The sequence below is a fragment of the Neobacillus sp. WH10 genome, assembly GCF_030123405.1.
Classification (GTDB): Bacteria; Bacillota; Bacilli; order Bacillales; family Cytobacillaceae; genus Neobacillus.
This window is the reverse complement of sequence record NZ_CP126110.1, coordinates 3,260,512-3,283,415: the sequence shown is the minus strand read 5'-3', so window position 1 is coordinate 3,283,415 and position 22,904 is coordinate 3,260,512. Positions and strand designations below refer to the sequence as shown.

The 22,904-nt window shown below is 38.7% G+C and carries 19 protein-coding genes and 12 tRNA genes; 26 read left to right on the top strand and 5 right to left on the bottom strand.

The window, feature by feature from the left end:
- The first annotated feature begins 46 nt into the window (after positions 1-46).
- Positions 47-1,918: a ribosomal protection-like ABC-F family protein gene (gene abc-f, locus QNH20_RS15550; protein WP_283918898.1), complete on the top strand. Its 1,872-nt coding sequence runs from the start codon at positions 47-49 to the stop codon at positions 1,916-1,918.
- 306 nt (positions 1,919-2,224) lie between these two features.
- Positions 2,225-2,731: a G/U mismatch-specific DNA glycosylase gene (gene mug, locus QNH20_RS15545; RefSeq protein WP_283918897.1), complete on the top strand. Its 507-nt coding sequence runs from the start codon at positions 2,225-2,227 to the stop codon at positions 2,729-2,731.
- A 1,033-nt stretch (positions 2,732-3,764) separates the two neighbouring features.
- Here mug and shc read toward each other — a convergent pair.
- The gene (gene shc, locus QNH20_RS15540; protein WP_283918896.1) at positions 3,765-5,627 is read right to left on the bottom strand and encodes a squalene--hopene cyclase; all 1,863 of its coding nucleotides are present in this window, start codon (positions 5,625-5,627) and stop codon (positions 3,765-3,767) included.
- A gap of 110 nt (positions 5,628-5,737) precedes the next feature.
- Here shc and QNH20_RS15535 point away from each other — a divergent pair, with 110 nt between their 5' ends.
- The 6 genes from QNH20_RS15535 (at position 5,738) to QNH20_RS15510 (ending at position 10,565) form a co-directional block, all read left to right on the top strand.
- Positions 5,738-6,832: a DUF2515 domain-containing protein gene (locus tag QNH20_RS15535; RefSeq protein WP_283918895.1), complete on the top strand. Its 1,095-nt coding sequence runs from the start codon at positions 5,738-5,740 to the stop codon at positions 6,830-6,832.
- Positions 6,807-7,208, top strand: coding sequence for a CBO0543 family protein (locus QNH20_RS15530; protein WP_283918894.1), 402 nt, complete (start codon positions 6,807-6,809; stop codon positions 7,206-7,208). Before QNH20_RS15535 ends, QNH20_RS15530 begins: the two co-directional genes overlap by 26 nt.
- Positions 7,209-7,454: 246 nt before the next feature.
- Positions 7,455-7,895 carry a peptidylprolyl isomerase gene (locus QNH20_RS15525; protein ID WP_283918893.1) on the top strand — a complete coding sequence of 147 codons (441 nt, stop codon included), beginning with the start codon at positions 7,455-7,457 and terminating at the stop codon, positions 7,893-7,895.
- A gap of 100 nt (positions 7,896-7,995) precedes the next feature.
- Entirely contained in the window at positions 7,996-8,781 is a 786-nt protein-coding gene (locus QNH20_RS15520) for a divergent polysaccharide deacetylase family protein (protein WP_283918892.1), read from the top strand.
- A gap of 151 nt (positions 8,782-8,932) precedes the next feature.
- Positions 8,933-9,685, top strand: a complete 753-nt coding sequence (locus QNH20_RS15515) for an exodeoxyribonuclease III (RefSeq protein WP_283923422.1) — start codon at positions 8,933-8,935, stop codon at positions 9,683-9,685.
- A gap of 109 nt (positions 9,686-9,794) precedes the next feature.
- Positions 9,795-10,565, top strand: coding sequence for a class I SAM-dependent methyltransferase (locus tag QNH20_RS15510; RefSeq protein ID WP_283918891.1), 771 nt, complete (start codon positions 9,795-9,797; stop codon positions 10,563-10,565).
- Between the two features lie 63 nt (positions 10,566-10,628).
- Here the strand turns inward: QNH20_RS15510 and QNH20_RS15505 are convergent, their stop codons facing one another.
- The 4 genes from QNH20_RS15505 to QNH20_RS15495 all read right to left on the bottom strand — a co-directional run bounded on the left by QNH20_RS15505 (position 10,629) and on the right by QNH20_RS15495 (position 12,956).
- Positions 10,629-11,468 carry an IS3 family transposase gene (locus QNH20_RS15505; protein WP_481858086.1) on the bottom strand — a complete coding sequence of 280 codons (840 nt, stop codon included), beginning with the start codon at positions 11,466-11,468 and terminating at the stop codon, positions 10,629-10,631.
- Positions 11,462-11,806, bottom strand: coding sequence for a transposase (locus QNH20_RS27095; RefSeq protein WP_481857980.1), 345 nt, complete (start codon positions 11,804-11,806; stop codon positions 11,462-11,464). The genes QNH20_RS15505 and QNH20_RS27095 overlap by 7 nt, the downstream gene beginning before the upstream one ends.
- Positions 11,807-11,916: 110 nt before the next feature.
- Positions 11,917-12,063 carry a hypothetical protein gene (locus QNH20_RS15500; protein WP_283918889.1) on the bottom strand — a complete coding sequence of 49 codons (147 nt, stop codon included), beginning with the start codon at positions 12,061-12,063 and terminating at the stop codon, positions 11,917-11,919.
- Between the two features lie 71 nt (positions 12,064-12,134).
- Positions 12,135-12,956, bottom strand: coding sequence for a YitT family protein (locus QNH20_RS15495; RefSeq protein WP_283918888.1), 822 nt, complete (start codon positions 12,954-12,956; stop codon positions 12,135-12,137).
- A gap of 402 nt (positions 12,957-13,358) precedes the next feature.
- On the opposite strand from QNH20_RS15495, the gene QNH20_RS15490 reads away from it, so the two are divergent.
- From QNH20_RS15490 to ppdK, 18 genes are all read left to right on the top strand, one after another.
- Positions 13,359-13,434 (top strand) — tRNA-Val (locus tag QNH20_RS15490).
- Between the two features lie 5 nt (positions 13,435-13,439).
- Positions 13,440-13,512 (top strand) — tRNA-Thr (locus QNH20_RS15485).
- A 40-nt stretch (positions 13,513-13,552) separates the two neighbouring features.
- Positions 13,553-13,637 (top strand) — tRNA-Leu (locus QNH20_RS15480).
- A gap of 14 nt (positions 13,638-13,651) precedes the next feature.
- A tRNA-Gly gene (locus tag QNH20_RS15475) sits at positions 13,652-13,726 on the top strand.
- Between the two features lie 8 nt (positions 13,727-13,734).
- Positions 13,735-13,808, top strand: a tRNA-Cys gene (locus QNH20_RS15470).
- 44 nt (positions 13,809-13,852) lie between these two features.
- Positions 13,853-13,941: transfer RNA gene (locus QNH20_RS15465), tRNA-Leu, on the top strand.
- Between the two features lie 8 nt (positions 13,942-13,949).
- Positions 13,950-14,026: transfer RNA gene (locus QNH20_RS15460), tRNA-Pro, on the top strand.
- 28 nt (positions 14,027-14,054) lie between these two features.
- Positions 14,055-14,131 (top strand) — tRNA-Met (locus tag QNH20_RS15455).
- A 30-nt stretch (positions 14,132-14,161) separates the two neighbouring features.
- Positions 14,162-14,254: transfer RNA gene (locus QNH20_RS15450), tRNA-Ser, on the top strand.
- Positions 14,255-14,275: 21 nt separating this feature from the next.
- Positions 14,276-14,360, top strand: a tRNA-Tyr gene (locus QNH20_RS15445).
- Positions 14,361-14,365: 5 nt separating this feature from the next.
- Positions 14,366-14,439 (top strand) — tRNA-Trp (locus QNH20_RS15440).
- Positions 14,440-14,493: 54 nt separating this feature from the next.
- A tRNA-Leu gene (locus tag QNH20_RS15435) sits at positions 14,494-14,575 on the top strand.
- A 389-nt stretch (positions 14,576-14,964) separates the two neighbouring features.
- A complete protein-coding gene (locus tag QNH20_RS15430) occupies positions 14,965-16,749 on the top strand; it encodes a S9 family peptidase (protein ID WP_283918887.1) in 1,785 nt (594 codons plus the stop codon).
- Positions 16,750-17,219: 470 nt separating this feature from the next.
- Positions 17,220-17,465, top strand: coding sequence for a hypothetical protein (locus QNH20_RS15425; protein WP_283918886.1), 246 nt, complete (start codon positions 17,220-17,222; stop codon positions 17,463-17,465).
- A gap of 138 nt (positions 17,466-17,603) precedes the next feature.
- Positions 17,604-18,371: an NUDIX hydrolase gene (locus tag QNH20_RS15420; RefSeq protein ID WP_283918885.1), complete on the top strand. Its 768-nt coding sequence runs from the start codon at positions 17,604-17,606 to the stop codon at positions 18,369-18,371.
- A 207-nt stretch (positions 18,372-18,578) separates the two neighbouring features.
- Positions 18,579-19,220: a transcriptional regulator CcpN gene (ccpN, locus tag QNH20_RS15415; RefSeq protein WP_283918884.1), complete on the top strand. Its 642-nt coding sequence runs from the start codon at positions 18,579-18,581 to the stop codon at positions 19,218-19,220.
- A gap of 16 nt (positions 19,221-19,236) precedes the next feature.
- Entirely contained in the window at positions 19,237-20,052 is an 816-nt protein-coding gene (locus tag QNH20_RS15410) for a pyruvate, water dikinase regulatory protein (protein ID WP_283918883.1), read from the top strand.
- Between the two features lie 2 nt (positions 20,053-20,054).
- Positions 20,055-22,724, top strand: coding sequence for a pyruvate, phosphate dikinase (ppdK, locus tag QNH20_RS15405; protein WP_283918882.1), 2,670 nt, complete (start codon positions 20,055-20,057; stop codon positions 22,722-22,724).
- Positions 22,725-22,904: the final 180 nt, after the last annotated feature.

Here is a 22,904-nt window from a genome sequence, read left to right as displayed (position 1 = left end):
TTGGAGAGATGTTCATCTTAATTTTTTATAAAAGAGGAGAATGAACATGATCACTTGTAGTGTGAACCATATAGCAAAATCATTTGGCGGTACTATTATTTTTAAAGGTTTATCATTTGAGGTATTAGAAGGAAGCCGGGTCGGCCTCGTTGGTCGTAATGGCGGCGGAAAAACGACGTTATTAAAGCTGTTAGCCAATCAGGAGTCTGTGGACGAAGGGGTTATACATTGGAAAAAGGGTCTAAAAATCGGTTATTTAGCACAGATTCCTGATTTTCCTGAATTAACTGCCAGGGAAGTTTTAAATTCTGCTTTTGATCAATTGATAGCTACTGAAGTGAAGCTTCAGCAATTAGAAAGTGAAATGGGGCAAGAACGCCACCCTGATGATCTGCAAAAATTAATGGATCAATATGGAAAGCTTCAAGATGAATTTATTCTTAACGGCGGATATGAAATGGACGCGCAATTAGACCGTATTGCCAACGGCTTGAACATTACGGATTTGCTGGAAAAAAACTTTTCCGCTTTAAGCGGCGGTGAGAAAACAAAAGTTGGTCTAGGTCTTAGTTTGCTGAAAAATCCTGAGCTTCTATTACTCGATGAACCTACAAATCATTTAGATTTAAAGGCGATTGAATGGCTGGGTTCTTTCCTTAAGGATTATACAGGTACGATTATTCTTATTTCCCATGACCGGTACTTTTTAGATGAGGTCGTTACAAAGGTATTAGAAATGGAGGATGGGGAAATTGATATTTACCAAACGAATTTCAGCGGTTATGTAAAAGAGAAAGAAGAACGACTTTTACGCGAATTTAAGGAGTATCAGGAACAGCAGCGAAAAATTAAAAAGATGAAAGAAGCGATTAAACGGTTGCGAGACTGGGCAAACCGCTCCAATCCGCCGAGTGCTGCCCTGCATAAACGGGCAACCAATATGCAGCGGGCGCTTGACCGCATCGAAAAACTTGATCGCCCCAAAATGGATGTCAAGAAAATGACGATTGATTTTGAAGCGAATGACAGAAGCGGTAAGGAGACAATCGTTTTAGAGGATGTGTCGAAAAGCTTTGGAAATCGAATTCTATTCGAACACGTCAACATGCTCGTTCAATTTAAGGATCGAACAGCGATTGTTGGTGAAAACGGAACAGGAAAATCGACTCTTTTAAAAATGATTTTGAAAGAAGTGGAAGCAGACAAAGGAATCATCAAGGTCGGAAGTAATGTAAAGGTGGGCTATTTATCACAGCATGTATTCCAAGACATAGGCGATGAGCAGCTTATCGATGTCTTTCGCTCTCAGGTGGTCGTTAATGAAGGAGATGCCCGCCATATTTTAGCTCGATTTTTATTTTATGGGCCAGCAGTGTTTCGTAAGGTGAACCAGTTGAGCGGCGGTGAGAGAATGCGTCTAAGACTTGCCCAGCTGATGTACCAGGATATTAATCTGTTAATATTGGATGAACCGACAAATCACTTAGATATTGATTCCTGTGAAGTACTGGAGGAAGCACTGGAACAGTTTAATGGTACGATTCTAGCTGTTTCTCATGACAGATATTTTCTCAATAAAATGTTTAATAAAATTTATTGGCTTCAAGATGGGGGCGTATACTTTTTTGATGGTAACTATGATTGGGCTAAAGGGAAGTTAGAGGAAATCAAGGTTAACCAAGATGCCAGTCCAAGAATCCAAAAATTAAACCTTCCAATAGAGAAAAAGGTGGAAGAACACGTTCGGGTGGATTATATTGAGAAAAAAATTGAGCTAATTGAAACAGAAATTAATATTCTAAAACAAAAACTTGAAGCGGAAGGTGAGCTGGAATTCCTCCAAAAAATTTATCATGAAATAGAGCTGAGGGAAAACGAACGTAATCAGCTATACTTACAGCTGGATGAAGTGAAATGATGAATATGCTGCTCTTTTTTTATGAACCAACTGCTGAAATATTAAAATGTATTTAATTCATTTTAATATTATTAGGGCCGCTCCATGTTGCGGCCCTTATTTTTTTGAAATTGAATGGATAAATGGCTGAAATCTTTCATAGAAACAGCTCAATTAGGAAACAACACTAATAATCGAAACTAATTAAGCAGACCATTCTTCCCGTGATTTGGTCTTTTATTTATTGATATTTTTAAGTTTACTCTAAAAAGAATTTGAAAAATAATGATAAAATAAACATTAAAAATGATTTTGAGGAGAAGTCACATGAGACCAATCAGTGATCACCTAAAAGAAGATTTAACTATTTTATTTGTTGGCTTTAATCCAAGTATTCGCTCTGGTGAACTAGGACATCATTATGCCAACCCTAACAATCGATTTTGGAAGATTTTATTCGAAGCTGGGTTAACGTCGCGGAAATATGAAGCAGCTGAAGACGCAAAGCTGTTAGAAATAGGATACGGTTTTACCAATATTGTGGAAAGACCTACGAAAGCAGCAGATGAAATTACGAAGGAAGAGTATAAAGAGGGCAGGGAGGTTTTAAAGCGAAAAATTAAACAATATAAGCCCAAGGTTGTTTGTTTCGTTGGAAAAGGTGTATATCAGCAGTACAGTGGCCGAAAAGTGGCTGCGTGGGGAAAGCAGCCCGAGTCTGTGGTTCCAGGAGTGATTGATTTTGTTGCACCGTCTTCAAGCGGGCTTGTTAGAATGAAAGTGGATGAAATCATTGCGATTTATAAACAGCTCACTGAATTTATTTTAAAATGAGGCTAATGGGATTTGATTCTTAAATAAAGAAGGATGAAGGACAATTTTGGTGATTATATAGTGAGATTAGGCCTTCATAAGTGGGATGAAGGCCAAACCGGGTGATCAAGGAGTGAGATTAGTCCTTCATAGGTGGGATGAAGACCAAACCAGGTGATCAAAGAGTGAGATTAGTCCTTCATAAGTACGATGAAGACCAAACTGTGTGATCAAAGAGTGAGATTAGTCCGTCATAAGTGGGATGAAGGCCAAACCGGGTGATCAAAGAGTGAGATTAGTCCTTCAAAAGTGGGATGAAGACCAAACCGTGTGATCGAAGAGTGAGATTAGTCCTTCATAGGTGCGATGAAGGCCAAACCGGGTGATCGAAGAGTGAGATTAGTCCTTCATAAGTGGGATGAAGGCCAAACCAGGTGATCGAAGAGTGAGATTAGTCCTTCATAGGTGGGATGAAGGCCAAACCGGGTGATCGAAGAGTGAGATTAGTCCTTCATAGGTGGGATGAAGACCAAACCGGGTGATCTAAGAGCGAGATTAGTCCTTCATAGGTGGGATGAAGGCCAAACCGGGTGATCAAGGAGTGAGATTAGTCCTTCATCAGTGGGATGAAGGCCAAACTGGGTAATCAAAGAGTGAGATTAGTCCTTCATAGGTGGGATGAAGACCAAACCGGGTGATCAAAAAGTGAGATTAGTCCTTCATAAGTGGGATGAAGGCCAAACCGGGTGATCGAAGAGTGAGATTAGTCCTTCATAGGTGGGATGAAGACCAAACCGGGTGATCAAAAAGTGAGATTAGTCCTTCATAAGTGGGATGAAGGCCAAACCGGGTGATCTAAAAATGAGATTAGTCCTTCATAATGTCTTTATTTTCAATCTTAGTTAATTTATCAAAAATATTAATTCTATTTTTTTCGTATGATAATAATCCATATAGTTTAGTTAATCCCGCTAATTAATAATAGAACAAAAAAACAACACTTTTATATAAAGAAACATCGATGGGAAGGCTAGCCGTCGATGTTTCTTTTGTTTCATTCAAACTTTTTATGATAATGTGAAAGAGCTAACAATGGAAATACATAACGGTAGCTATGATAGTGAATATAAAAGGCTCCTGCCATGCCCTGTCCTTTTGGGTAATCAGTCGTCCAATCCTCTTTTTCGATTGAGGCTAATAAATAGGTGATTCCCTTTTGAATTTCAGTTGTCGGTTTTTCTGCTGTAGAAATCAGGGCATCAAGCGCCCAGGCTGTATGTGTTAACGTGCTTGCTCGTAATGGAACATACGTTTTTTTACTATCACTATGGCAGGATTCGCCCCAGCCGCCATCGTTGTTTTGTATCCCACGTAACCAATTAACAGCTTTTTGTATTGAAGAATGATCCGAGGGTGCGCCAACTGCTTTTAGTCCTGTGATCGCTGCCCATGTCCCATAAAGATAACAAATTCCCCACCTGCCATACCAGGAGCCATCCTTTTCTTGGTTTTTCAAAATCCAACGGATGCCTCTTTTAATGGTAGTGTGATCCTTTGGTAAATTAGTATATTGGCCGAAAAATTCAAGTGTTCGTCCGGTAAGATCTGCAGAGGATGAGTCTGCTAGTAAAAACTCTCCTTTTTCGATTGGGAGAAACTGCAATAGTTTTGAATTGATGTTTTTTTCGAAAGCAGCCCAGCCGCCATCATCATTTTGCATCGATAGGAGCCAAGTGATTGCTCTTTCCCAAGCTTGTAGTTTGGAAGGGGCAATCCTAGAAATAGACCGGAGTGCAGCGGACGTATCATCCACATCAGGAAGAATGGTATTTATATCGGAAAAACCCCAGCCGCCTGGCATCGTTTTCGGATTATGAATCACCCAATCCCCAAATTTATGATGCTGTCGATCTAGCAGGTAACGATTTGCCTTATCAACCATATGGTCATCAGGCGCTACCCCAGCTGTTTGCAGAGCATAGCCAATTAATGAAGTGTTCCAAAGGTTGGCAGTTGTATATTGCATATGGGGGAATCCATCAATTTCGCACATCATCGATTTAATTCCCTTAACTGCATTGGTAATGATAGAATCTGTTTTTTTGTATCCTAGCGATAATAAGGCGAAAATCATTAAAAACGTACAGCTGTAATAGCTTAAAAATGTACCGTCAGGCTCAATTCGATCAAGCATATACTTTTTTGCTCTTTGGATGGCCAACTGGTGAAGCTGCTCAGGTAAACCTAATAAATTTTTAACTCCATCCTCGATAAAAGAATATAATGACCGAAAATTGCTGGAACGAGTCCATTGATCGATATCATTCCGATGTAAATGTAAATGTGACAGATCGGGACTTCTATTTGTTTTCATTGAAAATTTGTTATCCGCAAGGACCATAATGGGTGCAAGATTTGCTCGGCCAAAAACAGAAAACGAATAAAAGTTTATCGGAAAATACAGCGGTAGAAGAACCACTTCAATTGACAGCGGGGAAAATGCCGGCCATTTGTATTGTCCTGTCAAAGAGAGCATGACTTTTGTAAACATACTGACTTCTTCTAAACCGCCATTGGCTAAAATAAACTTTTTTGCTGCACTCAGACGATTATCATCTTTCTGGCAGGATCCGGAATATAACAACGCATAATAAGCCTCAACTGTTGCCGTCAGGTTCCCGTCCCCTTCATCATAAAAAAGCTTCCAAGCACCATTTTTTGCTTGTCTACTTAATATCCTTTTTGTAAGTCCTTGGATTAATTCTTCATCATTAATTTCCAATGTCCGTAATAATATGATCATATAAGCATCTGTGGAAATGCCTGTTTCAAATGGATAGTCCCATGAGCCGTCGGGAGATTGGTCTTTTCGAAGCATATCAATAATCCAATCAATGCCTACCTTCGTATCAATCATACAAATTCCTCATTCCTCTCCCCGAAAAATATTCTCATCTATACATATTCACATATCGGCAGGAGAATTCGTAAGGGAGGTATTGAGCTATTTTATTTAGACGATATCGAGTGAAAACGCAGCTTCAAAGTATAAAGGAAGAATTAAAGAAAAAAAGCGAAATTTTGCCATCAGCCTCACCGTTATCAAAGGGTGAAGTTTTATTGTTAGAACAAATTAGAAGCAAAACACGGGAACATAATCTTAATAATGTTACAAGAACAAAGGCCTATCTTGAATTTTACCTTCACCATCCGGAAATCCAATGGGCCTTTCTCGGTCATATGGTTTCGCGAAATGGCGGCTGGAATATGACAGATCTAAAGGGTGAATTTTTAACAAGATTGATGGCAAAAAAAGACCGAAATTTATTTTTTCATTTTTTGGAGCGAGGCAACTGGCTTATTTTTCAAGACGTTTATCCACAATTTTTGCTTTATGAGGAAAGTATTAGGCAAAGAAAACCATTGTTTCACTTATTTACTTTTTTAAACATTTCTACCTTTATGGAAACCATTTGGAACCAGTTTTGGCGTATTCAAGATACCTATATCCATACGATCTCAATGGTTATTAATGAACAAAGCTATCTCGAAAAAAGAATGGTTCAAAATCCGTATTATCAAAAGGAAGTATTAAACAAATTCGAATTTATGCTTCAAGATTGGCTCTCTTTTAACCATATCCTCTTTCCATATGGAAATAAGAAATTAGCGGGACAAACACTTCACCAGTTCGAATCACTACACGAGCGGATTTTACTTGGAAAAAAGCTGTATACCATTCTTTTTAAAAATAAGGAAATTCACCAACAGGCACTTGAGTGGGCAAAGAGCCATCCGCACACGGGGTCGAGAAAGGATTACTGGCCGCATATCTTTAATAGTGTAAATGAAGGGATGCCTGGCTTTCCTTATCAGCTTCGCTTGAAATCCTGTCAGTTAAAATCCGGAACAAGAAAGATTTATAGTCCTAGCCTTGAAAATGCGTGGAAAAATGTTAGCCAGGAAGAAGCTGAAAAAGGGGATTGGTTCAAAGACTGGCGCGTTGTTGATTATTTAAAAGAAGACGATGAAGTGATTGATGGGGAGATAAAAAATGACTACTGTAAAACACTCGAACGACTCGAGCTTGCAACCCTTGCAAAAAAAGCGATTATCTTTTAGTTATCTTGCTTGTATGGCCCTTGCCTCCTTGCTTGGAACGTATTTAGATTTATATTTTGTTGGAAAACAACTCTATCAGTTTCCGAAGAGACCATTTCCGGAAATTTTCTCAATTAATATTGCCTTTACGTTATTAGGGCTTCCAATTCTTGTGATGATTTTTCTGCGCTGCATTTCACAGGTAAATAAATGGGGGAAAGCAGGAGTGATTCTTTTTACCAGCTTGTTGATGCCTATTTTTGAAAAATTAGCGGAAATACTGGGCTTGTTTGTTCATACTGAAAGGTGGCAGCATTTTTACACCTTTTTTGGGTATTTGTTGTTCTTAACCATCATTACGCTGTTTTATGAAGGGAATGCAAAACAAAATAGGTAAAAATAAAAAGCCGAAACATATGTCCCGGCTTTTGTAATACCAGCTTTTTAAAGCATTAGAGCCCCTTCCGTCCGTACAGTGGTTAAGTGTCCCGCAACAAGCGAATGTTCGGAAGGGGTATATTTATTTTACCATAATTGTAGTGGAAATATGAATGGGCGAAGAAAAATTTAAGTGCCTAAACTTTCAATTCTTTACCGAAAAGTGTATGATAAAAATGATTTTTACATAAAGGAGTGTTTTCAAATGGCTAAAAAAGGATACATATTGATGGAAAACGGCGAAAAGATTGAGTTTGATTTGTTTGCTAATGAAGCGCCGGGAACAGTGGCTAACTTCGAAAAACTAGCAAATGAAGGCTTTTACAATAGAGTTGTTTTTCACCGCGTTATTCCTGGTTTTGTAAGTCAGGGTGGGGATCCGACTGGAACAGGTATGGGTGGACCTGGATACACAATCAATTGTGAAACGGAAGGAAATCCGCACAAACATGTACCAGGCTCGTTATCTATGGCACATGCAGGCAGAAACACCGGTGGCAGCCAATTCTTCATCGTTCATGAATCACAGCCGCATTTAAATGGTGTTCATACTGTTTTTGGTCAGGTAACATCAGGTCTTGAAACTGCGAAATCAATGCGTAATGGCGATAAAATGGTAGAAGTAAAGGTTTTTGATGTAGAATAATTTCCACGAGAGGGCTAATTTAGCTCTCTTTTTTCTTTATAAGAATTATTGAGATTTTTCAAGGGCAAATTAACCTCAAAGTTTATTTTTGGGGGTCAATATGAAAAAGTTTATGTTAATGATAATACCATTTCTGTTATTTCCACTTCACACTAATGCTTCAGAAGAAAAAAAGGAAACCAAAGAACTTAAAGCAGCGATTATTATCGATGATTTTGGCGGAGGCACCGGCGGGGTCCAGGATTTCTTAGAAGGAGATATTCCGATCACTGCAGCTGTTATGCCATTTACGGAAAACTCCAAAGTACATGCGGAATGGGCTCACAAAAACGGTTTTGAAGTCATGATCCATTTACCTATGGAGCCGAAAAGAGGCAAAAGATCCTGGCTTGGTCCAAAGCCGATAACGGTTGATCTCTCTCCTGAAGAAGTTAGGAAGAGGGTAGAGGAAGCAATAAAAAGTGTACCGTACGCGGTTGGGCTTAATAATCATATGGGGTCACTGGCTGTTGAAGATGAAGAAATTGTACGCGTAATCGTTGAGGTTGCTAAAGAAAGAAATTTATTTATCATCGACAGTGGAACAAGCCCGGGAACAAAATTCCCTAAAATTGCTAATGAGCTAGGAGTGCCCCTGCTAAAAAGAGACGTATTTCTAGATGATATTTCTTCTTCTGCCTATGTTAGAAAACAAATGGTCAGACTTGCAAAAGTCACAGAAATCAAAGGACAAGGAATTGCCATTGGCCATGTAGGGGCCACCGGAAAAGTTTGTTCGATAGGAATATTTGAATCAATGGATGAAATTAAAAAAAGAAATATTAAAATAGTTCCCGTTTCTGAACTATTTGCAGGAAGATTAATTAAAAAACACATTGTTCCATGAAAAAGGCAGCTGAGTGCTGTCTTTATTTATTCAAACGGATTACTTTCCCTCTCGGTCCCAAACTGATAAAATGTCTCCTAGTTATTTGAATAATTTTTCTCGTTTTTAATATAGAGAAATACAAGCCAGCAAGGGAGAGGGAATGGTTAAAATGAAACTAGTGTCTTGGAATGTAAATGGTCTTAGAGCATGCGTTAAAAAAGGTTTTTTGGATTATTTTCAAGAAGTGGATGCAGATATCTTCTGTGTACAGGAAACAAAATTACAGGAGGGGCAAATCAATCTAGACCTAGATGGATATTACCAATACTGGAACTACGCGGTTAAGAAAGGCTATTCCGGTACTGCAGTGTTTTCAAAGAACGAACCACTGTCTGTAAGATATGGAGTTGGAACGGATGAAGAGGAAGGGGAAGGTCGAATTCTCACCTTAGAGTTTGAAGATTTTTTCTTGGTTAATGTCTATACCCCAAATTCGCAACGAGATTTAGCCAGAATCAGTTATCGTCTTGACTGGGAGGATCTAATTCTAGAGCACTTGAAAGAATTAGATGAAATAAAACCCGTTATTCTTTGCGGTGATCTAAATGTCGCCCATCATGAGATCGATTTACGGAATCCAAAATCAAATGTAGGAAACTCTGGCTTTACGGACGAAGAACGTGGGAAGATGACCTCCTTACTTTCAGCAGGATTTGTAGACAGCTATCGTCACTTTTATCCGAACCAGGAAGGTGCCTATACATGGTGGTCATACATGAGTAAGGTCCGTGAACGGAACATTGGCTGGCGGATTGATTACTTTATCGTCTCAGAAAAATTGTGCGAGCGCCTCAAGAAGGCTGATATTCATTGCGATGTAATGGGGAGTGATCATTGCCCAATCGTACTAGAACTTCATTAATTAAGGTCAATAACTTTTTCTTATTGTAAATCATAAATTACCTGTAATTTTCTTTATGAAGTATCTGCTTTATAGTTTTATTATAAAGAGAATTTCGGGGGGATGAAACATGGATCTCAAAAATGATGTTCAAAATCAATTTGGAAAAAGTGCTGATTCGTATGTAAGCAGTACCATTCATAAAGATGGAAAAGACTTGGTGAAGCTGAGGGAAATGGCATCCATAATAGGGGAAGAAACGCTGCTGGATGTGGCGACAGGAGGCGGGCATACTGCAAATGCCTTTGCTCCATATGTGAAACTAGTAACGGCAGTGGATTTGACACCTGAGATGTTAACGGCAGCAGAAAAATTTATAAAAGGGAATGGCCATCGAAATATAGATTTTGTTCAAGGAGACGCGGAGAATCTTCCTTTTCCAAATGAGGGTTTTGATATTGTGACATGCAGGATTGCCCCACACCATTTTCCTAATGTAAAAAAATTCGTTGAAGAAGTACATCGTGTTCTTAAGAAAAATGGTCAATTTTTGCTTGATGATAATGTCGTTCCTGAAGAAGATGATTTCGATCTATTTTATAATACAATTGAAAAATGGCGTGATTACAGTCATAACCGGGCCTGGAAGAAGAGTGAGTGGCTCCGCATGCTTGAAATGTCTGGTTTTGAAATTTATGAATGGCATCGTTTTGATAAAATCTTCCGTTTCGATCCTTGGTGTAACCGGATGAACTTACCTCAAGACGAAAAGGAAAAATTGGCGGAATACATGAAAGGTGCATCTCAAAAAATAAAAAATAAATTTAAAATCGTTATCGAGGCAGATGAAATGATTTCCTTTCAAGGTGAAGCTGTTGTAATAAAGGCAATCAAAAGGTAACAAAAAACCCTTTGCAAAATAAGCATGTGGTCTTACCCCTGTCAAGTAGACAACATAAAAAAGCTAAGCTGCCAACGCGTGTCGATATTCAATCGGCGCGCGTTGTTTTAGTTTCTTTTGAATACGTTTGTAATTGTAATGATAAATATAATCCTCAATCGCTTGTCGTATCTCCACTTCTGATTTACACTGTTCAATATACAACTTCTCTGTTTTGAGATGCGAAAAGAAGGATTCAATGCAAGCATTATCCAGGCAGTTTCCTTTGCGAGAGTGGCTGCCCTTAATGCTGTATGCTTCTAATCGATTGTTGTATCCCTTAGACGTATACTGAAAGCCTTGATCCGAATGGAGAACAGCTTCAGCTACGTCTTTTTTCTTTGTCCATATTTCTACTGTATTCAAAACAAGTTCAAGGTCGTTTCGTTTCGAAAGTTCCCATGACACAATCTCATTATTAAATAGATCTTGAATTACCGATAGGTAATAGAATTGCTTACCATCTGAGACATATGTTATATCCGTTACCATTTTTTGATTAGGTCCTGTTGCCTTAAATTTTCTCTTTAGGCGATTCGGATGGATTACGGATGGAGTATGACCATGGCGCTTTCTTTTCTTTCGGATGACAGACTGGATGTTCATTTCTTTCATCAATCGGTACACCTTTTTATGATTAATCTTATAATCATTTTCCTTTAACAAATAGGTCATACGAGGGCAGCCAACTTCGGGATGAAGTATATGAATGCCCATCATGTGTTCACATATATCTTGGTCTTGTTTTGTTCTTTCATCGCGTTTAAATTGAGTGGACCTCCATTTATAGTAGCTTGCTCTTTTAATATAAGCGATTTCCAATAACCATGTGATTGGATAGACATCCCTTAATCCTTCTATGATTTCATACTTGCTCTGTTGGGGGATTTCTCCTCCTTTACTAGATTTGGATACTGCTTTTTTAAATAATCCACCTGTGCCTTTAGGTAATCTCTTTCTTCTTCTACTGACTTAAAATTAGTACGAGGTCGACCTTTTAATGGATTAGACACTCCACTTCGTTCTTCAAATTTCTCTCCCTTTTCCCACTTCTTTACCCACACTTTTAGTTGAGTACAGTTTAAAATTCCTAACTCATCCGCCAATACTTTATAACTTTTAGATCCTTTTACATATTTCATTACAGCATTTAATTTAAATTCATTTGTATACCTTTGAAATTGTTGTCCTTTTTTAGCCATAGAAATATCCCCTCCAAGTATTAGTGTAACACCCACGCTATACACATGGGTTTTTTACACTGTCTACTTAAAGGGGATAATATCAATGTCCTATTGTTGCAAAGGGTTTTTTAGTGTGAATATATATCGTTCAGGGCAGTGCCAATTTCATCGAACTCTGGTAATTTCTCATTTTGATTTGAATCCTCTAATAGTTCTTGGTCAACCGAAGTAACGAAACGGTTGTTTTCCTCTTTTTTCTGAGGGTAAAAACTCAATTTAGCAGCATCTCCTTAAATAATGATTTACTAAATTATTTTTTTCAAAAAAAATGATCTAAACCCTATTTTTAATCTCTTCGAAATTTCCCCATCACTTCAATCGCTTTAGTAATATGGACAAATGCTAACGGGTCATTTTTTTGAATGGTTTTTTTCGTTTCTGATAACTCGTATTTCGTAATGACCGTTGTTAGCACTTTTTTTGGATGATGGGAATAAACTCCCTCGGCATCTGTCATCGTGATTCCCCGTGGATGCAATTGAATTAATGCTTCACTCAATTCCTTCCACTTCTCTGTTACGATGGTAACCGTTAGTTTAGTGTGATTTGTGTGAACAGAATCAACTGCCTTCCCGGATGCAAATATTGCAAAAAGAGTATAAAGTGTTTTATCAACCCCAAAAACGAGAGCAGAAACTAGTACAATGCCATAATTTAAGCAAGTAATGATAAAGCCAACAGACATTTCCTTCTTTTTGGCTAAAATTAAACTGATAATATCCACACCTCCAGCTGAAGCACCTACACGAATATTTGCGCCAACACTCAATCCGAATAGTACACCACCTAACACACTCGATAACAATATGTCATCGCTAAAGGCATGAACAGGAATAATCTTCATTGAAAAAGACAACAGGATTACAGAATAAACAGTTAAAAACATAAATTTTTTGCCCAAAGAAAAATAGCCTAATATAAATAAAGGTAGATTAATAGTAAGTATAATCCAACCAGTGTTTATAGGTAGATAATTGTTTATGATGATGGCAATCCCTGTAATTCCACCAGTCAATACTTTATGTGGAATAAGAAAGGTGTTCAATGCATAGGCCATAATTACTGTGAAAAAGGTTACTGCAATGGTTTGAACAACAGTTTGTTTCATTTTCATGCACCTCATTATTTTTCATTTGTTCTATAGAAAGCACACGTATACATGTTGTAGTTTATAAGGTAAAAAAGCGATTGACCAGAGAAGAATTTGTGACAAATAGGATAGGAGGGTAAATACATTTCTAGTGTTTAAAAAAATGGTAAAATAAATTGTTGACGAACTATAGTAGAGATAGTATCATAATCATTGTCGCTGAAACGAAATGTCCTTTGTTCACAAGAGATTCTGAAAAACATTTTGAATGAAGTTGATTTCGAATGACTGTTATGTTAAAATAATAAATGCTGCTAGATTAGTAGACAGAATATTTTAAAAACAACAATTGTTTTCAGCGCTGAATGTAGTTGGGGCTATGCCCATGTGAGAGTAGGACGTTGCTAAGGTGTTATATATGGAGGATTAGCTCAGCTGGGAGAGCATCTGCCTTACAAGCAGAGGGTCGGCGGTTCGATCCCGTCATCCTCCACCATTTATGCCGGTTTAGCTCAATTGGTAGAGCAACTGACTTGTAATCAGTAGGTTGGGGGTTCAAGTCCTCTAGCCGGCACCTTTATAATTCTTTATTTTAGATTGCTAGAATATAAAATGCGGGTGTGGCGGAATTGGCAGACGCACCAGACTTAGGATCTGGCGCCGCAAGGCGTGGGGGTTCGACTCCCTTCACCCGCACCATACAACCATTATTTGCGGAAGTAGTTCAGTGGTAGAACACCACCTTGCCAAGGTGGGGGTCGCGGGTTCGAATCCCGTCTTCCGCTCCATAATATTTGGCGGCATAGCCAAGTGGTAAGGCAGAGGTCTGCAAAACCTTTACCACCGGTTCAAATCCGGTTGCCGCCTCCATATATTCTTTTCCAAGTATGGAAAAGAATACGTATTTAGATTTTGCCGGGGTGGCGGAACTGGCAGACGCACAGGACTTAAAATCCTGCGGTAGGTGACTACCGTACCGGTTCGATTCCGGTCCTCGGCACCATTCGTATTCGGGAAGTAGCTCAGCTTGGTAGAGCACTTGGTTTGGGACCAAGGGGTCGCAGGTTCGAATCCTGTCTTCCCGACCATGAGAGATTTTCTAAAAATATGATTTTTGGCGGTGTAGCTCAGCTGGCTAGAGCGTACGGTTCATACCCGTAAGGTCGGGGGTTCGATCCCCTCCGCCGCTACCAAAGATATTTCATGGCTTATGTTCTGATAATGGAGGAATACCCAAGTCCGGCTGAAGGGATCGGTCTTGAAAACCGACAGGCGGGTTAAACCGCGCGGGGGTTCGAATCCCTCTTCCTCCGCCATTTTTTTAACTTCTAATATGTGGAGGGGTAGCGAAGTGGCTAAACGCGGCGGACTGTAAATCCGCTCCCTCTGGGTTCGGCGGTTCGAATCCGTCCCCCTCCACCATTTATAGGGGTATAGTTTAAAGGTAGAACGAAGGTCTCCAAAACCTTTGGTGTGGGTTCGATTCCTACTACCCCTGCCAAATCGTGCTTTTTTAATTCCTGGTTTATCTATCAGGATTTTTTATTCTAGTTTTGCCGGTGTGGCGGAATTGGCAGACGCGCACGACTCAAAATCGTGTTCCTTCTGGAGTGTCGGTTCGACCCCGACCACCGGTATCAATTAAAAGCCTAATGGGCCAATGCTTTGTGTAAATCAAAGTATTGGCCTTTTTTATTTTAGTCAACAAAAGTGTTGATCAAATCGTGTGGATAATAATTTACTTAAATTAAGGATATTAGTGGATGTTATCCTACAAGGAAGGGTTTTTAGAAGAAGCTTTGGTGAGACAGGTAAAAGTAACAAAATTAAGAGAGTAATGGTTTCTTATATCGAAAAAAGGAGAACATTAATTAAATAACAGTATTATATCTCAATAGGGCATAATTCCCCTTCGGTTAAATAAAATGGATTGGAGAGTTTTATCCCGTCTTATTTCATTTGACCTTTTAAATGGTTCTCATGTGTAGAGAACCATTGTTATTTCTTACTTGAATGGGGGATTTTTATGGCTATTATTAGTTTGGAACCTTATTTACATGTTCGTACTGCAAAAAATCCAGTATATGCTCCTGTTGGTAACAAGCTAAGTTTTATTGCGGATTATACTGGTTTACCACAGGTATGGGAGCTCGACCGGGGGGAAGCTTGGCCTGCCCAATTATCTTTTACAAAGGATAGTATTACCCTTGTTAAATATGTAAACGGTACCTCCAATCTAATTATCGGGATGGATGTAGGGGGAAATGAAAAGCAGCAATTGTACTTATTAAAAAAGGACAGTACGCTAATCGATCTAACGAACTCGCCAGAACATGTTCATGTTTATGGTGGGAGCTCCCCGGATGGAAAATGGATTGCCTGGTCCAGTAACCGCCGTAATCCGTCATATTTGGATATATATATACAAAATCTCGAAACAATGGAAATTCGTCTAGTGTACAGCGAAAATGGGATGTTTGCAGCAGTTAAATGGTCTCCTGACGGAAAATCCCTTTTGATTCAAAAGACAAATTCAGCTCTGGATAATAATTTAGGTTTGCTTGATCTTTCAACTGGGGTACTGAACTGGGTCACAGAACATGCAGGTGAAGCAAGTTTTAAAAATGCCCATTTTAATAAGGATGGAGATCATATCTATTTATTATCAAATAAAGACAGAGAATTTTTTGGGCTTGCTCTTATCAACTTACAGACTAAACATTTCGTTTGGCTGGAACTCGGAGAGTGGGATTTTGAAAATTTAGAAATGAATAAGGATAAAAATAAGTTGGCTTTTACGATCAATGAGGGAGGAATTTCCAAGGGCGTAATCTTAGACTTAAAGACAAGTTATCTTTATACATGGAAAACTCCAATAGGTGTTATATCCAATCTGAAATTTTCGCCTGATAATCAAAAATTAGCATATGTATTTAATGGTCCGGCATATCCACCCGATATATGGGAACTTGATCTTAGGACCATTCAAGCAGAGAGGCTTACATATGTATCCCGCACGCCAGCTCTGAACGAGAGATTGATTGAGCCGGAACTAATCACCTTTCATTCTTTCGACAAACTCCAAATTCCGGCGTTTTACTATCAGCCAAAAAACCCCACAAAGAAACAGCCTGTTGTCCTTTATATTCACGGTGGGCCCGAGAGCCAAAGCCGTGCTGTTTACAACCCAATTCTGCAATACTTATTAAACATTGGTTATGCAGTTTGTACACCAAATGTTCGGGGTAGTACAGGTTACGGAAAAACGTACACCCATCTTGATGATGTTCGTAAAAGAATGGACGCTGTACAGGATTTGGTTTATTTAGTTGAATGGCTAAAGGTGAATCGGAACATCGATTTTGAAAAGATTTCGATCATGGGCGGCAGCTATGGAGGGTTTATGGTTCTTGCTTCCATTACCCATTTTCCTAAGTATTGGTCTGCCGCCATTGATATTGTTGGAATTTCGAGTATTAAAACCTTCCTCAAAACAACAAGCCCCTGGCGTAAGAAACAAAGGGAGGCTGAATATGGCACAATAGAAGGAGACGGAGAATTTTTTGATAGAATTGATCCATTGAATCATACAGATCGAATCACCTCTCCACTATTGGTTCTCCATGGGGAAAACGACGCACGCGTTCCAATAAAAGAAGCCGAGCAAATGGTCAATAAATTAAAGGAACGAAATCATCCAGTTGAATTTATTCGCTTCGGAGACGAGGGGCATCATTTTGAAAAACTTAAGAATAAGATTACAGCCTATACGGAAATTGTACAATTCCTCAAACGGTATATTGGTAATTGATTGTCCCAATCGGTCCTTTCACTTGGAAGGGAAATTAAAATATATTGGGAATAAAACGAATGGGACTTTCAATATTGGAGGTCCTATTTTTCGTGTATCCTATGAATGTTCATATATTTAATCATTTGTAACATAGCATTAGAATTATTATTAAATAATAGGTTAAGAGTGCTTTTTAGATACTTGCCCTCGCACGAACGTTCGATAGCGCTGCTGTTCCACTTGTGCATCACGTTTAGTGCCTGTTTATCTTTGAAGGAGGTAACGTGTTTCCCTCCTCACTAAAACTCACCAGACGTTTCAGCATTTAGCGATTTTTAATTTTTAATAGGAACACATTGACTTTATGGAAAATGGTTACTAAACATGACAACGATTAATCGGTAATTTTTTCAGATGAAATAAGATTCCCAGCAATTCTTCTATTAGTGATAATATGAAATAACAATAAATATTTGGAGGTTGATAACGTGAGAGAGTTTCCTTTGGATATAAGGGTTGAGATGTTAATTGAGCATTTTGAAATTAATACCTTGGAGAACGAGTATTTTAGAATGCGGACCTTAGAGAACTTGATTAATGAAGGTTTGTTTGATGATATCCCACTTTTGGCAAGAGAGATTAAGCGGCAGCGAGGTGAAATACTGTTGGAACCGATGAGGGTTTTCAATCAAGAAGCAGTGAAACAATTAGAACTGTGGATAGAGTTTGTTTAAAATCATTGCCAACGTTTTTGGGATGAACAGGAGAAACCATGAAAAAAATACAAAATGTTTTTAATAAAACTATCATCCCGAACTTATTTTTCTTGTTTACGTAAAATAAAGAAATAGGAAAATGAAGTGAGGAGAAATATGTTTTATATAAGAGAAACTTTTCAAGTTCTCCCTGAAAAAGTCAGTGATTTTAATAAATTTTTTCATGAATATTTGTACCCCAATCATTTGAAAAACGGTGCAAAATTAATCGGTCGTTGGGTAACAGTGTCAGAAGAAGAGATCATAGCAATTTGGGAGTATCCCAGTTATGAAGAGTATGTAAAAATTGAAGAAAGAGTTTTAAGTGATGAAATGCATCAACGTGCAAAATCTCAACTTCAGAAATTAGGAAAACTTTTTTTAGACATCCGTAAAGACTTTCTGACTTCAACAGGAGCATACAGTTCTCCAAAACAAACAGTAACGGTAAGCGGTTATATAACAAATGAAAAAAATGAAACATTGCTAGTAAAAACTTTTTGGAGAGCAGATACGTGGGAACTTCCTGGAGGTGGAGTAGATGATGATGAAACACTTGACGTGGCACTGTGTCGAGAAATTGTGGAAGAGACAGGTATAATAGTAAAATTGCAAGGTGTAAGCGGAGTATATTCTAATGGAAATACAGTTTCAATTGTCTTTCTAGGAAAAAGTATTGGAGGATATCCAAAAACATCTATTGAGACAAAAGATGTTCGTTTTATCAAAATCAACTCAGTAAATGTTAAACAATATATAAAACGGGGAAAATTCATTCCAAGAGTATTGGATGCAATGAAAGGAAAATGCATACCGTATGAAGCGTTTAAAGTCCGTCCATTTGAACTACTGGAGAGGCTTAATGGAAATGAAGAAAAAGAATAATTAAACCAAAATCTCGTCGAATTGTGGCGGGATTTTTTTATTGAATAATTATTATTGATAATAAATAGTTTGCAATTTTGTCAAAAAAAAATAAAAGTTATTGTTTCGATTCTTAATTAAATGTAATATACTATATACAAATAAGTATATCACATTTACAATTAATACATATAATATATCATATTAATTGTAAATTAGGAGGTGGTAATGATTAAACTTACAAAGCGCCAGGATGAAATACTGGAGATTGTTAAACAAAGTGGACCAATAACGGGGAAAGAAATCGCAGAAAAGCTTTCCTTATCACGGGCAGCGTTAAGACCAGATCTTGCCATCTTAACGATGTCAGGCAGCTTAGATGCAAGGCCTAGAGTAGGTTACTTTTTTAATGAAAAAATACAAGTAAAGCGCCAAGCCGAAAGATTTCTTCACCAAAAAGTAAATGATTATAAAGCACTCCCGATTGTCGTTGGTAAATCAACATCTGTATATGATGCCATCGTACAGCTGTTTTTAGAGGATGTTGGAACGCTTTACGCTGTCGATGCGGACGGGCATTTAGCAGGGGTTATTTCAAGGAAGGATTTGCTCAGAGCATCTCTGGGAAATCGAAATCTAAATGAATTGCCGGTTAGTGTTATCATGACAAGAATGCCAAATATTATCACGATTAATCCAGAAGAAACATTGCTCGAAGCAGCTAAAAAGATGATTTACAATCACATCGATTCCTTACCAGTAGTAAAGGAAATGGCCGGGCAAAAAAATACATATTTGCTAGTCGGCCGCATTACAAAAACAACGATCACACGTGCATATTTAGAAATCATGGAAGAAAAATCAGACTAAAGGAGTGGCTGGAATATTGGTAAAGAAAGAAGTTGTCTATGTGGTATCAGACTCAGTTGGGGAAACGGCTGAGTTTGTTGTAAAAGCAGTTGCAACACAGTTTAACGGTGGTCAAGTAGACATTCGCCGTAATTCATATGTGGATGACTTTGAAGATATTGAAGATGTCATTATATTAGCCAAAAAGGACCATTCTATTATCGCTTATACGATTGTCATTCCAACATTGAAAGAGTATATAGATCGGCGTGCTAGTGAAGAAGGAATTATGGCAGTGGACTTACTTAGTCCATTAATGAATGCGTTTGTCACAAAATTTAATAAGGAACCACAACATCAACCTGGATTAATGAGAAAACTGGATGAAGAATATTTCAGGAAAATTGAAGCAATCGAATTTGCTGTTAAATATGATGATGGACGTGATCCAAGAGGAATAACAAAGGCGGATATTGTTTTAGTAGGTGTATCTCGAACCTCGAAGACTCCGCTGTCCATGTACTTGGCTCATCAGCGCTTCAAAGTAGCCAATGTTCCGCTAGTACCAGAGGTACAGCCGCCGGATGAATTGTTCAAAATCCCACGCAAAAATTGCATTGGGTTAATTATTTCACCTGATAAGTTGAATGAAATTCGCAAGGAACGCTTAAGAGCATTAGGGTTAGCATCACAGGCAAATTATGCAAGCTTTGAGAGGATTCTAGAAGAATTAGATCATGCTGAAAAAATTATGAAACGCGTGGGCTGTCCTGTCATTGATGTATCAAATAAGGCTGTAGAAGAAACAGCAGGCTTAATTCTAGACGTGTTGAAAAAAGAGAGGAGCTTTTAAACATGGATCAATTTGTTTACTTATTTAATGAAGGAAATGGCAATATGAGAGAATTGCTAGGGGGAAAGGGTGCTAATCTAGCAGAAATGACGCGAATTGGCTTGCCGGTACCTTATGGTTTTACTATCACAACACAGGCATGTAATGCTTACTATGAAGCTAGTAAAACCATTCCTACGTTAGTAGAAAAGCAAACTTTAGAAGCTCTATCACACTTAGAAGAAAAAATGGGTAAAAAACTAGGAGACCCACAAGATCCATTGCTCGTTTCCGTTCGTTCAGGTTCTGTTTTTTCTATGCCTGGGATGATGGATACTATTTTAAACCTTGGGATGAATGATGAAACCGTTATCGGAATGGCAGAATTAACGAATAACGCCCGTTTTTCTTTTGATTCATACCGCCGCTTCATTCAAATGTTTAGTAATGTAGTGCTTGAAATTGATACCTACTATTTCGAACAATTTTTAGAAGAAACACGTGAGCAGAAAGGCTATTCTTCAGATCCAGAAATGACAGCAGAAGATTGGCAGGAGGTTATAGCTGGGTATAAAGGAATTGTTAAAAAGCATACAAGAAAGGAATTCCCGCAAGATCCAAAGGAACAGCTATTCCTTGCCATTAATGCTGTGTTTAATTCTTGGAACAACCAGCGTGCAATCGTTTATCGCCGTCTTAATAAAATACCGGATCACTTAGGCACTGCTGTTAACATTCAAAGTATGGTTTTTGGAAATATGGGGGATGATTCCGGTACAGGCGTTGCCTTCACTAGAAATCCGTCGACAGGCGAGCATGTTTTATACGGGGAGTATTTAATTAATGCCCAAGGAGAAGATGTGGTGGCGGGCATTCGGACACCGCAGCCAATTGCGACCTTAAGGGACGAAATGCCGGGGGTATACAAACAATTTTCAGATACTTGCAAACTCCTTGAGCAGCATTATCAAGAAATGCAGGACATTGAATTCACTGTTGAACGCGGCCAGCTTTTCATCCTGCAAACTCGTAACGGTAAACGGACTGCGCAGGCAGCGATTCGTATTGCTGTTGAAATGGTCGAAGAAGGAATCATTGATAAAAAGACAGCCTTACTGCGGGTTGACCCAGACCAATTAAATCAATTGCTGCACCGCCGCATCGATGACAAATTTGAAAAGACAATTTTAGCAAAAGGCTTGCCGGCATCTCCTGGTGCAGCAACAGGCCAAGTGGTGTTTGATGCAGATGAGGCAGAGACTCTTGGAAATGACGGTAAAAAGGTGATTTTAGTTCGACCTGAAACAACACCGGACGATATCCATGGTATTGTCGCTTCTCAAGCCATTTTGACAAGCCGTGGCGGTATGACAAGCCACGCAGCCGTTGTTGCACGTGGGATGGGAAAAGCTTGTATTTGTGGATGTGAAGCATTAAAGATCGATTTAAAGGCGAAACAATTCACAGTTGGCGAAACTATTGTGAACTATGGTGATACCATAACGATTGATGGGTCCACAGGTGAAATTATGCTTGGGGAAATTCCAATGATTGAACCAGAACTATCTGATGAGTTTCAGCTTCTGCTTGCCTGGGCAGACCAAGAGCGGAAAATTGGCGTCCGTGCCAATGCAGATAATCCGGAAGATGCAAAGAAATCATTTGAATTCGGTGCTGGAGGAGTTGGATTGTGCCGAACTGAACATATGTTTATGGATATAAACCGTGTTCCAATTGTTCAAAAAATGATTTTAGCAGAGAATTATCAAGAGAGAATGGAAGCACTTGATTTGCTTTTACCAATGCAGCAGGGAGATTTTGAAGGTATCTTTGAAGCGATGCAAGGGTTACCGGTGACAATCCGTTTATTGGATCCTCCATTGCATGAGTTTATGCCAGATAAAGAGGAACTATTAGTGGAAGTAACAAAGTTGCAAATCTTAAATCCTCAATCTGAGGAATTAAAGGAAAAAGAGCATTTGCTTAAAAAAATTCGCCAATTAGATGAGGTCAACCCAATGCTCGGCCACCGCGGCTGCCGTCTTGGAATGATTTTCCCTGAAATTTATGAAATGCAAGCGAAAGCGATTTTCTATGCTGCAGCGACACTTGCAGATAAAGGCATGGAAGTTAAGCCTGAAATCATGATTCCTTTGGTTGGTCATGTGAATGAGTTAAGGCAAATGCGCCAGTTAGTGATTGATGCAGCAGGAAGAGTACAGGAAGAAACCGGAAAGATTTTCACGTATACAATTGGGACGATGATTGAGATTCCACGTGCCGCTTTAACAGCTGACGAAATTGCTGAAGAAGCCGATTTCTTCTCATTTGGAACAAATGATTTAACCCAAACAACCTTTGGCTACAGCCGTGATGACGCAGAAGGAAAATTCCTGCAATCCTATATCGAAAATAAAGTACTTCCAGAAAATCCATTTGCTGTCCTAGACCGGGATGGAGTGGGTAAGTTAGTTGAAATGGGAGTAAAGCTTGGGCGAAAAACAAAGCCATCTCTTAAAGTCGGAATTTGTGGTGAAGTTGGTGGAGAAAAGAGTTCGATTGAGTTTCTCTATCAAAATGGTTTAGATTATGTAAGCTGTTCACCATACCGAGTGCCGCTTGCACGATTGGCTGCCGCACAAGCAACGATTCGTCATGAGTTAAATACAGAAGAGGTATATACAACAGCATAATTGATTTAAGGAAGAGGATGTGTGTAAAGTACGCCATCCTCTTTATTTTTTTGATGAGGAAATTTAGCTTAATATGGAAGCCATCCGTGACTGTTGAAAAATGAGCGCAAAAACGAAGCTGTCTCACCATTCTCCAAAATAGGAGTATCTCACCATTTTCTGTTTATACTATAATAAAAA